Genomic DNA, 15,998 nt, shown 5'->3' on the forward strand with positions numbered 1-15,998 from the left:
ATGCACGAGAATCAACAACCACAAACCGAGGCTTTTGAGCTGAGTGCGGCAGAGCGTGAAGCGATAGAGCACGAGAAGCACCACTACGAAGACCCGCGTGCGGCGTCCATTGAAGCGCTGAAAATCGTTCAGAAGCAGCGTGGCTGGGTGCCGGACGGCGCGATCTACGCTATTGCCGATGTGCTGGGTATTCCGGCGAGCGACGTCGAAGGCGTCGCCACATTCTACAGCCAGATCTTCCGTCAGCCGGTCGGTCGCCACGTGATTCGCTACTGCGACAGCGTGGTGTGCCATATCACCGGCTATCAGGGGATTCAGGCCGCGCTGGAAAAAAATCTCAACATCAAACCGGGGCAGACGACCTTTGATGGTCGCTTTACGCTGCTGCCGACCTGCTGCCTGGGGAATTGCGATAAAGGGCCGAACATGATGATTGATGAGGATACTCACAGCCATCTGACCCCGGAAGCCATTCCTGAACTACTGGAGCGGTATAAATGAAAAACGTTATCCGTACTCCCGAAACCCATCCGCTGACCTGGCGTCTGCGCGATGACAAACAGCCGGTCTGGCTGGATGAATATCGTAGCAAAAACGGCTACGAAGGCGCGCGTAAGGCGCTGACCGGCCTGTCTCCGGATGAAATCGTCAGCCAGGTAAAAGACGCCGGTCTGAAAGGGCGCGGCGGCGCGGGCTTTTCCACCGGTCTGAAGTGGAGCCTGATGCCGAAAGATGAATCCATGAACATCCGTTACCTGCTGTGTAACGCCGATGAAATGGAGCCGGGCACCTATAAAGACCGTCTGCTGATGGAACAGCTGCCGCACCTGCTGGTGGAAGGCATGCTGATCTCCGCGTTCGCGCTGAAAGCGTATCGCGGCTACATCTTCCTGCGCGGCGAATATATCGAAGCGGCTGTACATCTGCGCCGTGCGATTGCGGAAGCCACCGAGGCCGGGCTGCTTGGCAAAAATATCATGGGCACCGGGTTCGACTTCGAACTGTTTGTCCACACCGGGGCAGGGCGTTACATCTGTGGTGAAGAAACGGCGCTGATTAACTCCCTCGAAGGCCGCCGCGCGAACCCACGCTCCAAGCCGCCCTTCCCGGCGACCTCCGGCGTATGGGGCAAGCCGACCTGTGTGAATAACGTCGAAACGTTGTGCAACGTCCCGGCAATCCTCGCCAACGGCGTGGAGTGGTACCAGAACATCTCGAAAAGCAAAGATGCGGGTACCAAGCTGATGGGCTTTTCAGGCCGCGTGAAGAATCCGGGCCTCTGGGAATTACCGTTCGGCACTACCGCGCGCGAGATCCTCGAAGATTACGCGGGCGGTATGCGCGATGGCCTGAAATTCAAAGCCTGGCAACCGGGCGGGGCGGGAACCGACTTCCTGACCGAGGCGCATCTTGACCTGCCGATGGAGTTCGAAAGCATCGGTAAAGCAGGCAGCCGTCTGGGCACCGCGCTGGCGATGGCGGTAGACCACGAAATCGGCATGGTATCGCTGGTGCGTAACCTGGAAGAGTTCTTTGCCCGCGAATCCTGCGGCTGGTGTACGCCATGCCGCGACGGGTTGCCGTGGAGCGTGAAAATTCTGCGCGCGCTGGAGCGTGGCGAAGGCCAGCCGGGGGATATCGAGACACTTGAGCAACTGTGTCGTTTCCTCGGACCGGGTAAAACCTTCTGCGCGCATGCGCCGGGCGCGGTTGAGCCACTGCAAAGCGCAATTAAGTATTTCCGCGAAGAATTCGAAGCTGGCATCAAGCAGCCGTTCAGCAATACCCATTTAATCAATGGTATTCAGCCGAACCTGCTCAAAGAGCGCTGGTGAGTTAACGATTTTTAATTTGGAAGCATGCTAATGGCTACGATTCATGTAGACGGCAAAGAATACGAGGTCAACGGCGCGGACAACCTGCTACAGGCATGTCTGTCCCTCGGCCTTGATATTCCGTATTTTTGCTGGCACCCGGCGCTGGGAAGCGTCGGTGCTTGCCGCCAGTGTGCGGTGAAGCAATACCAAAACGCGGAAGATACGCGTGGTCGCCTGGTGATGTCCTGTATGACGCCAGCCACCGACGGTACCTTTATCTCTATTGACGACGAAGAAGCGAAACAGTTCCGTGAAAGCGTGGTGGAGTGGCTGATGACTAACCACCCGCACGACTGTCCGGTTTGTGAAGAGGGCGGTAACTGCCATCTTCAGGATATGACCGTGATGACGGGGCATAGTTTCCGCCGCTACCGTTTCACCAAACGTACCCACCGCAACCAGGATCTGGGGCCGTTCATCTCGCACGAAATGAACCGCTGTATCGCCTGCTACCGTTGTGTGCGTTACTACAAAGATTATGCCGACGGCACCGATCTGGGCGTCTATGGCGCGCATGACAACGTCTACTTCGGGCGTCCGGAAGATGGTACGCTGGAAAGCGAATTCTCCGGTAACCTGGTCGAGATTTGCCCGACCGGCGTCTTCACCGATAAAACGCACTCCGAGCGTTACAACCGTAAATGGGACATGCAGTTTGCGCCGAGCATCTGCCAGCAGTGTTCCATCGGCTGTAACATCAGCCCGGGCGAGCGCTATGGCGAACTGCGCCGTATCGAAAACCGTTACAACGGTACCGTTAACCACTACTTCCTCTGCGACCGCGGTCGTTTCGGCTATGGCTATGTGAACCTGAAAGACCGTCCGCGTCAGCCGGTTCAGCGCCGCGGCGATGACTTTATTACTCTCAACGCCGAGCAGGCGATGCAGGGCGCGGCGGATATTCTGCGCCAGTCGAAGAAAGTGATCGGTATCGGTTCGCCACGCGCCAGCATTGAGAGCAACTTTGCGCTGCGTGAGCTGGTTGGTGCGGAAAACTTCTACACCGGTATCGCGCGCGGCGAGCAGGAACGTCTGCAACTGGCGCTGAAAGTGCTGCGTGAAGGCGGAATTTACACCCCGGCGCTGCGGGAGATCGAATCTTATGACGCGGTACTGGTCTTGGGTGAGGATGTCACTCAGACCGGCGCGCGCGTTGCGCTGGCGGTACGCCAGGCGGTGAAAGGTAAAGCGCGTGAAATGGCGGCGGCGCAGAAAGTGGCCGACTGGCAGATTGCGGCCATCCTTAACATCGGCCAGCGTGCCAAACATCCGCTGTTCGTGACTAACGTGGACGACACCCGTCTGGATGATATCGCCGCCTGGACTTATCGCGCGCCGGTGGAAGATCAGGCGCGCCTGGGCTTTGCGATTGCCCATGCGCTGGACAATACAGCGCCTGCGGTTGACGGTATCGACAGCGACTTGCAAAACAAAATTGATGTCATTGTGCAGGCGTTGGCCGGCGCGAAAAAACCGCTGATTATCTCCGGCACTAACGCCGGTAGCAGTGAGGTGATTCAGGCGGCCGCTAACGTGGCGAAAGCGCTGAAAGGCCGTGGCGCCGACGTCGGTATTACTATGATTGCCCGCTCCGTGAACAGCATGGGGCTGGGTATGATGGGCGGCGGTTCGCTTGATGATGCGCTGGGCGAGCTGGAAACCGGCAGTGCGGACGCGGTGGTGGTGCTGGAAAACGATCTCCACCGTCATGCAAGCGCTACGCGCGTGAACGCCGCGCTCGCCAAAGCGCCGCTGGTGATGGTGGTTGACCATCAGCGCACGGCGATTATGGAAAACGCGCATCTGGTGCTTTCCGCGGCAAGCTTCGCCGAAAGCGATGGTACGGTCATCAACAACGAAGGCCGCGCGCAGCGCTTCTTCCAGGTTTATGATCCGGCCTACTACGATAACAAGACGATTATGCTGGAAAGCTGGCGCTGGCTGCATTCGCTGCACAGCACCGTCGAAAACCGCGAAGTGGACTGGACTCAGCTTGACCACGTGATCGACGCGGTCATTGCCGCCATGCCGCAATTTGCCGGCATTAAGGACGCCGCGCCGGATGCGACCTTCCGCATTCGCGGGCAGAAGCTGGCGCGCGAACCGCATCGTTACAGCGGTCGTACGGCGATGCGCGCCAATATCAGCGTGCATGAACCACGTCAGCCGCAGGATAAAGACACCATGTTCGCCTTCTCGATGGAAGGGAATAACCAACCGACTGCCCCGCGATCTGAAATTCCGTTCGCCTGGGCGCCGGGCTGGAACTCCCCGCAGGCGTGGAACAAGTTCCAGGATGAAGTGGGCGGCAAACTGCGTCACGGCGATCCGGGCGTGCGTTTGATTGAAGCGACTGAGGGCGGTCTGGATTATTTCACTACCGTGCCGGCAAGCTTCCAGGCGCAGGACGGTCAGTGGCGTATTGCGCCGTATTACCACCTGTTTGGCAGCGACGAATTGTCTCAGCGTTCTCCGGTCTTCCAGAGCCGTATGCCGCAGCCGTATATCAAACTTAACCCGGCGGATGCCGCGAAGTTGGGCGTCAATGCCGGGACGCGCGTCTCCTTTAGCTACGATGGCAATACGGTGACGCTGCCGGTTGAAATCTCTGAAGGGTTAGCGGCAGGGCAGGTAGGGCTGCCGATGGGTATGCCTGGCATCGCGCCGGTTCTGGCTGGCGCGCGTCTTGAGGATCTGCGGGAGGCGCAACAATGAGTTGGATTACACCGGATCTGATTGAGATCCTGCTGAGCATTCTCAAAGCGGTGGTGATTCTGCTGGTGGTCGTCACCTGCGGGGCCTTCATGAGCTTTGGCGAACGTCGTCTGCTGGGTCTGTTCCAGAACCGTTATGGACCAAACCGCGTTGGCTGGGGCGGCTCGCTCCAGCTGGTCGCGGATATGATCAAGATGTTCTTTAAAGAAGACTGGATCCCGAAATTCTCGGATCGCGTCATCTTTACCCTGGCGCCGATGATCGCGTTTACTTCGCTGCTGCTCTCCTTCGCCATTGTGCCGGTTAGCCCTAATTGGGTGGTGGCCGATTTAAACATCGGGATTCTGTTCTTCCTGATGATGGCCGGTCTGGCGGTTTACGCGGTGCTGTTCGCCGGTTGGTCGAGCAACAACAAATACTCGCTGCTGGGCGCGATGCGCGCGTCTGCCCAGACGGTGAGCTACGAAGTGTTTCTTGGTCTTTCCCTGATGGGCGTGGTGGCGCAGGCCGGTTCATTTAATATGACCGATATCGTCAATAACCAGGCGCATCTGTGGAACGTGATTCCGCAATTCTTTGGGTTTGTTACTTTCGCCATCGCGGGCGTAGCGGTCTGTCACCGTCACCCGTTTGACCAGCCGGAAGCCGAGCAGGAACTGGCGGACGGTTACCACATCGAATATTCCGGGATGAAATTCGGTCTGTTCTTCGTGGGGGAGTACATCGGTATCGTCACCGTTTCCGCGCTGATGGTAACGTTGTTCTTCGGTGGCTGGCATGGCCCGTTCTTACCGCCATTCGTCTGGTTCGCGCTGAAAACCGCGTTCTTCATGATGATGTTCATTTTGATTCGTGCGTCGTTACCGCGTCCGCGTTATGACCAGGTAATGTCCTTCGGCTGGAAAGTTTGCCTGCCGCTGACGCTCATCAACTTGCTGGTAACGGCGGCTGTCATTCTGTGGCAGGCGCAATAAGGGACACAAAGACCATGACCTTAAAAGAATTATTAGTGGGTTTCGGCACTCAGGTACGCAGTATCTGGATGATCGGCCTGCATGCGTTCGCCAAACGCGAAACGCGGATGTATCCGGAAGAGCCGGTCTATTTACCGCCCCGTTACCGTGGCCGTATCGTGCTCACGCGCGACCCGGACGGTGAAGAGCGCTGCGTTGCCTGTAACTTGTGTGCGGTAGCCTGTCCGGTAGGCTGTATCTCTCTGCAAAAAGCGGAGACCAAAGATGGCCGCTGGTATCCGGAATTTTTCCGCATTAACTTCTCACGCTGCATCTTCTGCGGCCTGTGCGAAGAAGCGTGCCCGACCACGGCGATTCAGTTGACCCCTGACTTCGAACTGGGCGAATACAAACGTCAGGATCTGGTGTACGAAAAAGAGGATCTGCTGATTTCCGGTCCGGGCAAATACCCGGAATATAACTTCTACCGGATGGCGGGTATGGCAATCGACGGCAAAGATAAAGGCGAAGCAGAGAACGAAGCCAAGCCTATCGACGTCAAGAGCCTGTTACCGTAAGGAGAGGGCAATGGAATTCGCTTTTTATATCTGTGGCCTGATAGCCATCCTCGCGACCCTGCGAGTGATCACCCATACCAATCCGGTACACGCGCTGTTGTATCTGGTGATATCGCTACTGGCGATTTCCGGGGTGTTCTTTTCGCTGGGCGCTTATTTTGCCGGTGCGCTGGAAATTATCGTCTACGCAGGCGCCATCATGGTGCTGTTTGTGTTCGTGGTGATGATGCTCAACCTCGGCGGCAGCGAAATCGAACAGGAACGCCAGTGGCTGAAACCGCAGGTGTGGATTGGTCCGGCGGTTTTGTCGGCCATTATGCTGGCGGTTATTGTGTACGCCATTCTGGGCGTTAACGACCAGGGCATCGACGGCACGCCGATTAGCGCGAAAGCGGTGGGCATCACGCTGTTCGGGCCTTATGTTCTGGCGGTCGAACTGGCGTCTATGCTGCTGCTGGCAGGCCTGGTGGTGGCGTTCCACGTCGGTCGTGAAGAGCGTGCGGGCGAAGTGCTAAGCAACCGCGCCGATGACCGCGCGAAAAGAAAAACGGAGGAGCGCGCATGATCCCCTTAACACATGGACTGATCCTCGCTGCGATTTTATTCGTCCTGGGTTTAACCGGTCTGGTTATCCGCCGCAATCTGCTGTTTATGCTGATCGGGCTGGAAATCATGATTAACGCCTCCGCGCTGGCCTTTGTGGTCGCCGGGAGCTACTGGGGCCAGACCGATGGTCAGGTGATGTACATTCTCGCCATCAGCCTTGCGGCTGCGGAAGCGAGTATTGGACTTGCGCTGTTGCTGCAATTCCATCGCCGTCGCCAGAACCTGAACATCGATTCAGTAAGTGAGATGCGTGGATGAACATGCTTGCCTTAACCATTATTCTGCCATTGATTGGCTTTGTACTGCTGGCGTTCTCTCGCGGACGCTGGTCGGAAAATCTCTCCGCGACCATTGGCGTGGGCTCCGTTGGTCTGGCGGCGTTGGTGACAGCGTTTGTCGGGATGGATTTCTTCGCCAACGGCAAACAGGCGTTCAGCCAGCCGCTGTGGACGTGGATGTCGGTCGGTAACTTCAACATCGGTTTTAACCTGGTGCTGGACGGCCTGTCGCTGACCATGCTCTCTGTGGTCACCGGCGTCGGCTTCCTGATCCACATGTTCGCTTCCTGGTACATGCGTGGGGAAGAGGGTTACTCCCGCTTCTTCGCTTATACCAACCTGTTTATCGCCAGCATGGTTGTTCTGGTGCTGTCCGATAACCTGCTGTTGATGTACCTCGGCTGGGAAGGCGTGGGCCTGTGCTCTTATCTGTTGATCGGCTTCTATTACAGCGATCCGAAGAATGGCGCGGCGGCAATGAAAGCCTTCGTGGTGACCCGTGTCGGTGACGTGTTCCTCGCCTTCGCGCTGTTCATCCTCTACAACGAACTGGGCACGCTGAACTTCCGCGAAATGGTCGAGCTGGCGCCAGCGCATTTTGCTGACGGCAACAATATGCTGATGTGGGCGACGCTGATGCTGCTGGGCGGCGCGGTCGGTAAATCTGCGCAGCTACCGTTGCAGACCTGGCTTGCCGACGCGATGGCCGGTCCGACGCCGGTCTCCGCGCTGATCCACGCCGCTACCATGGTGACCGCCGGTGTCTACCTGATTGCACGCACGCATGGCCTGTTCCTGATGACCCCGGAAATTCTGCATCTGGTGGGTATTATCGGGGCGATTACGCTGGTCATGGCGGGTTTCGCCGCGCTGGTGCAGACCGACATCAAACGCGTGCTGGCCTATTCCACCATGAGCCAGATTGGCTACATGTTCCTGGCGCTTGGCGTACAGGCGTGGGATGCGGCGATTTTCCATCTGATGACCCATGCGTTCTTCAAAGCGCTGCTGTTCCTGGCGTCCGGTTCCGTCATTCTGGCCTGCCATCACGAACAGAACATCTTTAAGATGGGCGGTCTGCGTAAGTCCATTCCGCTGGTGTATGCCTGCTTCCTGGTGGGCGGCGCGGCGCTGTCGGCGCTGCCGCTGGTCACTGCGGGCTTCTTCAGTAAGGATGAGATCCTGGCTGGCGCGATGGCGAACGGCCATATCAATCTGATGGTGGCGGGTCTGGTCGGCGCGTTCATGACCTCCCTGTACACCTTCCGGATGATTTTCATCGTATTCCACGGTAAAGAACAAATTCATGCTCATGCAGGGAAGGGGATTACCCACCATCTGCCGCTGATTGTCCTGATGATTCTGTCTACCTTTGTTGGCGCGCTGATTGTGCCGCCGCTGCAGGGGGTGCTGCCGCAGACAACTGAACTGGCGCATGGTCGCGTCATGACGCTGGAAATTACCTCTGGCGTAGTGGCGATTGCCGGCATCCTGATTGCCGCATGGCTGTGGCTGGGTAAACGTACGCTGGTGACGTCGATCGCCAACAGCGCGCCGGGCCGTCTGCTGGGCACCTGGTGGTATAACGCCTGGGGCTTTGACTGGCTGTACGACAAAGTATTCGTCAAGCCATTCCTCGGTATCGCCTGGCTGCTGAAGCGCGACCCGCTTAATGCGTTGATGAACATTCCGGCTATCCTTTCCCGTTTTGCAGGCAAAGGCCTGGTACTGAGCGAGAACGGTTATTTGCGCTGGTATGTGGCATCCATGAGCATCGGCGCGGTTGTGGTGCTGGCGCTGTTGATGGTACTGCGTTGAGTTTGTTGGCTGGATGAACGACTGCCGGATGGCGCAGTGCTTATCCGGCCTACAAACCCAAAAATAATTTTTAGAATTCGTTGAAAATCTGTTCCTGAAGTACAGGTGTCATCGGCGAAGTCAGACCGGATACCGCCAGCGCACAGCAACCGGAGCGTACTGAAGTACGTGAGGATGATTCGCGAAGCTCACCCCTACGGGGCCGTCCTTACGGACGTTCAAAACGCGCTGCGTTTTGTGTGAGCACTGGCAGGATTTGGGCTGACGAGTGAGATAGCCTGAGCAGGAGTAAATATAAGGGACATACTTAGCTATGTTATTACCCTGGTTGATATTAATCCCCTTTATCGGCGGCTTTCTGTGCTGGCAGACCGAACGCTTTGGCGTGAAGGTGCCGCGCTGGATAGCGCTGATTACCATGGGGCTGACGCTGGCGCTCGGTCTGCAATTGTGGTTGCAGGGCGGCTATTCACTGACGCAATCCGCCGGTATTCCGCAGTGGCAATCTGAATTTGTCCTGCCGTGGATCCCGCGTTTTGGCATCTCTATCCATCTGGCGCTCGACGGACTGTCGCTGCTAATGGTGGTGCTGACCGGCCTGCTCGGCGTTCTGGCGGTGCTTTGCTCCTGGCGAGAAATCGAAAAATATCAGGGCTTCTTCCACCTGAACCTGATGTGGATCTTAGGCGGCGTTATCGGCGTGTTCCTGGCCATCGACATGTTCCTGTTTTTCTTCTTCTGGGAAATGATGCTGGTGCCGATGTACTTCCTGATCGCGCTGTGGGGCCACAAAGCTTCTGACGGGAAAACGCGTATCACGGCGGCGACCAAGTTCTTCATCTACACCCAGGCGAGTGGTCTGGTGATGTTGATTGCCATCCTGGCGCTGGTCTTTGTGCACTACAACGCGACCGGCGTGTGGACCTTCAATTATGAAGAGCTGCTGAATACGCCGATGTCCCACGGTGTGGAATATCTGCTGATGCTGGGCTTCTTCATCGCCTTCGCGGTGAAAATGCCGGTGGTTCCGCTGCATGGCTGGCTGCCGGATGCGCACTCCCAGGCGCCGACCGCCGGTTCCGTCGACCTGGCGGGGATCTTGCTGAAAACCGCCGCTTACGGTCTGCTGCGTTTCTCCCTGCCATTGTTCCCGAACGCGTCGGCGGAGTTTGCGCCTATCGCTATGTGGCTTGGCGTTATCGGCATTTTCTACGGCGCGTGGATGGCCTTTACCCAATACGACATCAAGCGCCTGATTGCCTATACCTCCGTTTCCCACATGGGCTTCGTGCTGATCGCTATCTACACCGGCAGTCAGCTGGCGTACCAGGGCGCGGTGATTCAGATGATTGCGCACGGTTTGTCCGCGGCGGGTCTGTTCATTCTGTGTGGCCAGTTGTACGAACGTCTGCATACGCGTGACATGCGTATGATGGGCGGCCTGTGGGGCAAGATGAAATGGTTGCCTGCGCTGTCCATGTTCTTTGCGGTGGCGACGCTCGGGATGCCGGGCACCGGTAACTTTGTCGGCGAATTTATGATTCTGTTCGGCAGCTACCAGGTGGTGCCGGTGATTACCGTGATCTCCACCTTTGGGCTGGTATTCGCCTCTGTATACTCGCTGGCGATGCTGCATCGCGCTTACTTTGGTAAGGCGAAGAGCCAGATTGCCAGTGTAGAACTGCCAGGGATGTCGCTGCGCGAGCTGTTTATCATTCTGTTGCTGGTGGTGCTTCTGGTACTGCTTGGCTTCTATCCGCAGCCGATTCTGGATACCTCGCATTCTGCGATGAGCAACATCCAGCAGTGGTTTGTTAATTCCGTTACTACTACAAGGCCGTAAATCGCCATGACAATAACTCCACAACACCTGATTGCGCTGCTACCGCTGCTGATCGTCGGCTTGACGGTGGTGGTTGTGATGCTCTCCATTGCGTGGCGACGCAATCACTTCCTCAATGCCACGCTGTCGGTCATTGGGCTTAACGCTGCTCTGGTTTCGCTTTGGTTTGTCGGCCAGGCCGGGGCAATGGACGTCACGCCGCTGATGCGCGTTGACGGCTTTGCGATGCTCTACACCGGGCTGGTGCTGCTGGCGAGCCTCGCCACCTGTACCTTTGCCTACCCGTGGCTGGAAGGCTATAACGATAACCAGGAAGAGTTCTACCTGCTGGTGTTAATCGCCAGCCTGGGGGGAATTCTGCTGGCGAACGCCAACCATCTGGCGGCGCTGTTCCTCGGTATTGAACTGATCTCACTGCCGCTGTTCGGCCTGATTGGTTATGCTTTCCGCCAGAAACGCTCGCTGGAAGCCAGTATCAAATACACCATCCTCTCCGCCGCCGCCTCGTCTTTCCTGCTGTTCGGGATGGCGCTGGTCTATGCGCAGTCCGGCAACCTGTCTTTCGAAGCGCTCGGTAAGAGCCTCGGCGATGGTATGCTGCACGAGCCGTTGCTGCTGGCGGGCTTTGGCCTGATGATTGTCGGTCTGGGCTTTAAACTCTCTCTGGTGCCGTTCCACCTGTGGACGCCAGACGTTTACCAGGGCGCGCCTGCGCCGGTTTCTACCTTCCTGGCGACGGCGAGCAAAATCGCTATCTTCGGCGTGGTGATGCGTCTGTTCCTGTATGCGCCGGTAGGCGACAGCGAAGCGGTACGCGTGGTGCTGGGCATTATCGCCTTTGCCTCTATCATCTTCGGTAACCTGATGGCGCTGAGCCAGACCAACATCAAACGTCTGCTCGGTTACTCTTCTATCTCTCACCTCGGCTATCTGCTGGTGGCGCTGATTGCCCTGCAGAGCGGCGAGATGTCGATGGAAGCGGTAGGCGTTTATCTGGCCGGTTATCTGTTCAGCAGCCTCGGCGCGTTTGGCGTGGTCAGCCTGATGTCCAGCCCGTTCCGCGGCCCGGATGCGGATTCTCTGTACTCTTACCGTGGTCTATTCTGGCACCGCCCGGTTCTTGCCGCGGTGATGACGGTGATGATGCTGTCGCTGGCAGGTATCCCGATGACGCTGGGCTTTATCGGCAAATTCTACGTGCTGGCGGTCGGCGTTCAGGCCAGCCTGTGGTGGCTGGTCGCCGCCGTGGTAGTGGGTTCCGCGATTGGTTTGTACTACTACCTGCGTGTTGCGGTGAGTCTCTACCTGCACGCGCCGCAGCAACCGGGACGCGACGCGCCGACAAACTGGCAGTACAGCGCAGGCGGTATCGTGGTGCTGATCTCCGCGTTGCTGGTGTTGGTACTGGGCGTCTGGCCGCAGCCGCTGATTAGCCTTGTGCAACTGGCGATGCCGCTGATGTAATGCCGCGTTGATGATGTCAATAACCGCCGATTTATCGGCGGTTGAGGCTGATGAGCAATACCTGAGCCTCTAAATGTTGGATTGCATCCAACTTATGAAAACCTGTGACGCATAGAGACCATAGACTCGTTGGGTGAGGCGTAGCCGAAACCCAACACTTTTTCAACGAACACAGAACCAGATGCCGGATAAGGCGTAGTCGCCATCCGGCATCAACGTTGTATTAGTGGCGTAGGTTGGGTGGAGCGAAGCTAACCCAAATTCATACCCAACACGTCCCGACGAACGAAGAGCCGGATGTTGGGCGGTTCCGTAAGCGCCAGCGGTTTCATATGGGTAATTCACAATAATTGTCGAAGTGTTAAACATATGGCCCATTACTCCGCTATAAAAATTATAACGTGACTGTCATTTCTCAGGCATCGCTGATAAAAACTCAGCAGTTTGTCCATTTCTTGCATCAGGCAGTGGAACAACTCTCCCAACTGTTTTCGTGACCCGTTTCCCGGATAAATGTCTATCTCATCGACTTCAATGGGAAAAATTTGATCTGAAGCGTATTTCTGTCAGCGTTTTTCAAGGCGTCCGATCGCGCTCACTTCATTATTTCATGTGACGGCGGCATATAATATCTTTCCATCAATAACGTGAGTGTCGGCACGGCTTAATGGATTGCTGTTTGGTGGGTTGTAAAAGGAAGTATCGGCGAGGGCACAGTGCAGATAGTCCCCCATCTTATATATTCACTTTTGGTAAATCGGTCACCTGTAAATAGTGTTCTTCACGCAGAATCTGTGGGTCGAACGCCAGCAACTGATTAAGCCGTTCATCTTAAACGTAAATATTATTTACCTCAAAAATATAATTATCTTTTTTATTATTGGTGGCTATTAACGCAGGTAAAATTATTTTCTACTTTCGTCATGCTGATAATAAAAGTAAAGCGGAATATAATGCAGGACATCTGCAGAGAATTACCCGAATATAATTGAAAAGGAATTTGTATGCTTAACGGAAAAACATTAATGCTGTTGTTGGGTGGGGTTATTCTCTCGGGCTGTGGGCCGGAGCCCTCCGACCCGCAGGGAAATAATCCGGCTGAGTTAAAACAGAAGCGGACTATCCAGAAAGAAAATAGCGCTCAGGCCGGGGATGACACTGTCCAGAAAAGACAAGCCGAGGCCGCCCAACAGGCTGCGAAAAAAGCAGTCGAATATGCTGAAGCCAAAGCCCTGGCAGATGCCAAAGCGGCATCTCTGGCAACAGCCGAAGCACCGCAATATGTAATGCAGACACGTGCCGCGGCACCAAAAGCGTTCGCTGCACAAGGCGGTAATGTAATGGGGACCGCGCGTTACGAACACTACGATGAAAATCCGATTAAACAGGTAAGTCAGGCGCCGCTCGCCACGTTTAGTCTGGATGTAGACACTGGCAGCTACGCTAACGTGCGGCGCTTTCTGAATCAGGGACAACTGCCGCCGCCGGAAGCCGTGCGGGTAGAAGAGATGCTCAATTATTTTCCCGCGCCTCAGCCCGTTGCGGATAAGCAGGATAACACTAAACCCATTGCGGCCTGTATACCGATGCCATTTGCGGTTAAATACGAACTGGCTCCCTCGCCGTGGAACGCGCAGCGTACGCTATTAAAAGTTGATGTTCAGGCCCGGGACATGCAGACCAGAGATCTGCCACCTGCCAACCTGGTTTTTCTCATTGATACTTCCGGCTCTATGCAGCCAGCGGAACGCCTGCCGTTGATCCGGTCGGCGCTAAAACTGTTGGTGAACGATCTGCGTGCGCAGGATAACATCACGATTGTGACCTACGCGGGCGGCACTCACGTCGCGCTTGCGTCTACAGCGGGAAATAACACAACCGCGATTAAAGCGGCAATTGATAATCTGGATGCTTACGGGAGTACCGGTGGTGAAGCGGGATTACGACTAGCCTACGAGCAGGCCGAAAAAGGGTTTATCAAAGGCGGCGTTAACCGCATTTTGTTGACCACCGACGGTGATTTTAACCTCGGTATTACCGATCCCAAAGACATCGAAGCGCTGGTAAAAAAAGAGCGCGAGAAAGGTATTACCTTATCTACGCTGGGCGTCGGCGATGACAATTTCAACGAAGCCATGATGGTGAGAATTGCTGATGTGGGTAACGGCAATTACAGCTACATCGACTCCCTCTCTGAGGCGCAAAAAGTCCTCAAGGATGAGATGCATCAAACGCTGGTCACCGTTGCCAAAGATGTAAAATCGCAAATCGAATTTAATCCGCAGTGGGTGACTGAGTACCGGCAGATTGGTTATGAAAAACGCCAACTGCGCGACGAGGATTTCAATAACGATAAGGTTGATGCCGGTGATATCGGCGCGGGTAAACACGTCACGCTATTCTTTGAACTGACGCTTAACGGGCAGAAAGCCTCGGTGGATAAACTGCGCTACGCTCAGGACAAAGCCGCCTCAAAGCCAACAAAATCAAGCGAGCTGGCGTGGATCAAATTGCGCTGGAAAGCGCCGCAGGGCAGCGAAAGTACATTAGCCGAGTTCCCGGTCGTTATGGGAAAAATGCCGATCTTTGCTGACGCCTCTGAAGATTTTCGTTTCCGCGCGGCGGTAGCGGCTTTCGGGCAAAAACTGCGTGGCTCAGAAACGCTGGCAGATACGACCTGGCCGCAAATTATTAAATGGGGTGAACAGGCGCGCGGGGAAGATAGACAAGGCTATCGCGCGGAGTTTATTAAACTGGTAAAACTGGCGGAAGGCTTGTCTCACTAAGCGTCAGGGGATGCCTGTACTGTAGGCATCCCCTGTTACGTCAGGCGCTTTTGCGGCTGATCAGTGGTCCCTGGCTGTTTGTTGCTGCGCGCTCCAGCACTTCCTGAATGACCGAAGAGAGTTCGTTAATCTCAAACTTGGCCACGTAGCCGTCGGCCTGCACTTTACGTATATGATCTTCGTTGGCGCTGCCGGAAAGGGAAGAGTGAATAACGACCGGGATCTTTTTCAGCCGTTCATCGGTTTTAATTTTACGCGTTAACGTAAAGCCATCCATCTCCGGCATCTCAAGATCTGTCAGGACCAGCGCGATTTTCTCGCTAATTGGCTTACCTTCGGCCTCCGCTTCCTGCGCCAGTTGCTGGATTCTCTCCCATGCATCCTTGCCGGTCACATGCATCTGATGCGGAATTCCCATCGCGTTCAGCCCTTTTTCCAGCATCGCGCGGGCGACTTTGGAGTCTTCCGCCACAATGGCTACCGCGCCAGGGGTAATATAAAATTTATTGGTCTTCAGATTGGTGGCGCGCAGATCGTGGCTGGAGGGGACAATATCATAAAGGATCTGCTCAACGTCGAGCACCAGCGCCAGGTTGTTGGTTTCTTTGTTGTCATCCAGGCAGGCAATACTGGTGATGTAGCGACCGTTGACGGCTTTCTCGGCGGTATGCACCTGTTGCCAGTCAAGACGCATAATATTTTCCACCGACTCGACGGCAAATGCCTGTACGCTGCGCGCATATTCGGTGATCAGCAAAATATTCAGCCCGGTTTCCGGCTTGCAGCCCGCTACCGCTGGCAAATCAATCACTGGAATGACCTGATCCCGAATATTGACCATGCCCAATAGCGGCGCTTTCATGCCTGCCGGGCGCGTAAAGGCGGGCATTGGTACGATTTCGCGCAGCTTAAATACATTGATGCCGAACAGCTCTGACTTCTGTTCATGCAGCGATGTACCAAGACGGAATAACAGCAGCTCAAAACGGTTGGACAGGGTTAAATTGGCCCTGTCATCAATATCTTTCTGAAAATTGTCCATCCTAACCTCATTATGAAAGCCTGCCTTTTTTAGTGTTA

At 55.7% G+C, this 15,998-nt stretch carries 13 protein-coding genes; 11 read left to right on the plus strand and 2 right to left on the minus strand.

The window, feature by feature from the left end:
* The 10 genes from nuoE (at position 1) to nuoN (ending at position 12,132) form a co-directional block, all read left to right on the plus strand.
* Entirely contained in the window at positions 1 to 501 is a 501-nt protein-coding gene (gene nuoE / locus J4613_RS17490; protein ID WP_000545038.1) for an NADH-quinone oxidoreductase subunit NuoE, read from the plus strand.
* Positions 498 to 1,835 (plus strand): NADH-quinone oxidoreductase subunit NuoF, encoded by a 1,338-nt coding sequence (nuoF, locus tag J4613_RS17495; RefSeq protein WP_000800048.1) that lies wholly within the window; start codon positions 498 to 500, stop codon positions 1,833 to 1,835. Before nuoE ends, nuoF begins: the two co-directional genes overlap by 4 nt.
* Positions 1,836 to 1,865: 30 nt before the next feature.
* Positions 1,866 to 4,592, plus strand: a complete 2,727-nt coding sequence (gene nuoG / locus J4613_RS17500) for an NADH-quinone oxidoreductase subunit NuoG (RefSeq protein ID WP_001518099.1) — start codon at positions 1,866 to 1,868, stop codon at positions 4,590 to 4,592.
* Entirely contained in the window at positions 4,589 to 5,566 is a 978-nt protein-coding gene (gene nuoH / locus J4613_RS17505; protein WP_000118515.1) for an NADH-quinone oxidoreductase subunit NuoH, read from the plus strand. The genes nuoG and nuoH overlap by 4 nt, the downstream gene beginning before the upstream one ends.
* A 14-nt stretch (positions 5,567 to 5,580) precedes the next feature.
* Positions 5,581 to 6,123, plus strand: coding sequence for an NADH-quinone oxidoreductase subunit NuoI (nuoI, locus tag J4613_RS17510; protein ID WP_000172747.1), 543 nt, complete (start codon positions 5,581 to 5,583; stop codon positions 6,121 to 6,123).
* A 10-nt stretch (positions 6,124 to 6,133) separates the two neighbouring features.
* Positions 6,134 to 6,688 carry an NADH-quinone oxidoreductase subunit J gene (gene nuoJ / locus J4613_RS17515; protein WP_000393522.1) on the plus strand — a complete coding sequence of 185 codons (555 nt, stop codon included), beginning with the start codon at positions 6,134 to 6,136 and terminating at the stop codon, positions 6,686 to 6,688.
* Complete coding sequence (gene nuoK, locus J4613_RS17520) at positions 6,685 to 6,987, plus strand: NADH-quinone oxidoreductase subunit NuoK (protein WP_111742279.1); 303 nt, start codon at positions 6,685 to 6,687, stop codon at positions 6,985 to 6,987. Before nuoJ ends, nuoK begins: the two co-directional genes overlap by 4 nt.
* Complete coding sequence (nuoL, locus tag J4613_RS17525; protein WP_001056582.1) at positions 6,984 to 8,825, plus strand: NADH-quinone oxidoreductase subunit L; 1,842 nt, start codon at positions 6,984 to 6,986, stop codon at positions 8,823 to 8,825. The genes nuoK and nuoL overlap by 4 nt, the downstream gene beginning before the upstream one ends.
* Before the next feature lie 313 nt (positions 8,826 to 9,138).
* On the plus strand, positions 9,139 to 10,668 hold the full coding sequence (gene nuoM / locus J4613_RS17530) for an NADH-quinone oxidoreductase subunit M (RefSeq protein ID WP_000926431.1): 1,530 nt from the start codon (positions 9,139 to 9,141) through the stop codon (positions 10,666 to 10,668).
* 6 nt (positions 10,669 to 10,674) lie between these two features.
* Entirely contained in the window at positions 10,675 to 12,132 is a 1,458-nt protein-coding gene (nuoN, locus tag J4613_RS17535; RefSeq protein ID WP_000156667.1) for an NADH-quinone oxidoreductase subunit NuoN, read from the plus strand.
* Between the two features lie 377 nt (positions 12,133 to 12,509).
* Here nuoN and J4613_RS17540 read toward each other — a convergent pair whose 3' ends face one another.
* Positions 12,510 to 12,677 carry a DUF1877 family protein gene (locus J4613_RS17540; RefSeq protein ID WP_223149278.1) on the minus strand — a complete coding sequence of 56 codons (168 nt, stop codon included), beginning with the start codon at positions 12,675 to 12,677 and terminating at the stop codon, positions 12,510 to 12,512.
* A 459-nt stretch (positions 12,678 to 13,136) separates the two neighbouring features.
* Between J4613_RS17540 and J4613_RS17545 the strand changes: the two genes are divergently transcribed.
* Complete coding sequence (locus tag J4613_RS17545) at positions 13,137 to 14,918, plus strand: VWA domain-containing protein (protein ID WP_111742280.1); 1,782 nt, start codon at positions 13,137 to 13,139, stop codon at positions 14,916 to 14,918.
* A gap of 40 nt (positions 14,919 to 14,958) precedes the next feature.
* Here the strand turns inward: J4613_RS17545 and J4613_RS17550 are convergent, their stop codons facing one another.
* A complete protein-coding gene (locus J4613_RS17550) occupies positions 14,959 to 15,960 on the minus strand; it encodes a chemotaxis protein (RefSeq protein WP_000368560.1) in 1,002 nt (333 codons plus the stop codon).
* Positions 15,961 to 15,998: the final 38 nt, after the last annotated feature.

It is taken from the genome of Salmonella sp. 32020114201800008SM, assembly GCF_017572025.1.
Classification (GTDB): Bacteria; Pseudomonadota; Gammaproteobacteria; order Enterobacterales; family Enterobacteriaceae; genus Salmonella; species Salmonella enterica.

Excerpts from the sequence above, each read along its gene's own strand:
- nuoE (WP_000545038.1), top strand. The coding sequence starts at position 1 with ATGCACGAGAATCAACAACCACAAACCGAGGCTTTTGAGCTGAGTGCG.
- nuoF (WP_000800048.1), top strand. The coding sequence starts at position 498 with ATGAAAAACGTTATCCGTACTCCCGAAACCCATCCGCTGACCTGGCGT.
- nuoG (WP_001518099.1), top strand. The coding sequence starts at position 1,866 with ATGGCTACGATTCATGTAGACGGCAAAGAATACGAGGTCAACGGCGCG.
- nuoH (WP_000118515.1), top strand. The coding sequence starts at position 4,589 with ATGAGTTGGATTACACCGGATCTGATTGAGATCCTGCTGAGCATTCTC.
- nuoI (WP_000172747.1), top strand. The coding sequence starts at position 5,581 with ATGACCTTAAAAGAATTATTAGTGGGTTTCGGCACTCAGGTACGCAGT.
- nuoJ (WP_000393522.1), top strand. The coding sequence starts at position 6,134 with ATGGAATTCGCTTTTTATATCTGTGGCCTGATAGCCATCCTCGCGACC.
- nuoK (WP_111742279.1), top strand. The coding sequence starts at position 6,685 with ATGATCCCCTTAACACATGGACTGATCCTCGCTGCGATTTTATTCGTC.
- nuoL (WP_001056582.1), top strand. The coding sequence starts at position 6,984 with ATGAACATGCTTGCCTTAACCATTATTCTGCCATTGATTGGCTTTGTA.
- nuoM (WP_000926431.1), top strand. The coding sequence starts at position 9,139 with ATGTTATTACCCTGGTTGATATTAATCCCCTTTATCGGCGGCTTTCTG.
- nuoN (WP_000156667.1), top strand. The coding sequence starts at position 10,675 with ATGACAATAACTCCACAACACCTGATTGCGCTGCTACCGCTGCTGATC.
- J4613_RS17545 (WP_111742280.1), top strand. The coding sequence starts at position 13,137 with ATGCTTAACGGAAAAACATTAATGCTGTTGTTGGGTGGGGTTATTCTC.
- J4613_RS17550 (WP_000368560.1), bottom strand. The coding sequence starts at position 15,960 with ATGGACAATTTTCAGAAAGATATTGATGACAGGGCCAATTTAACCCTG.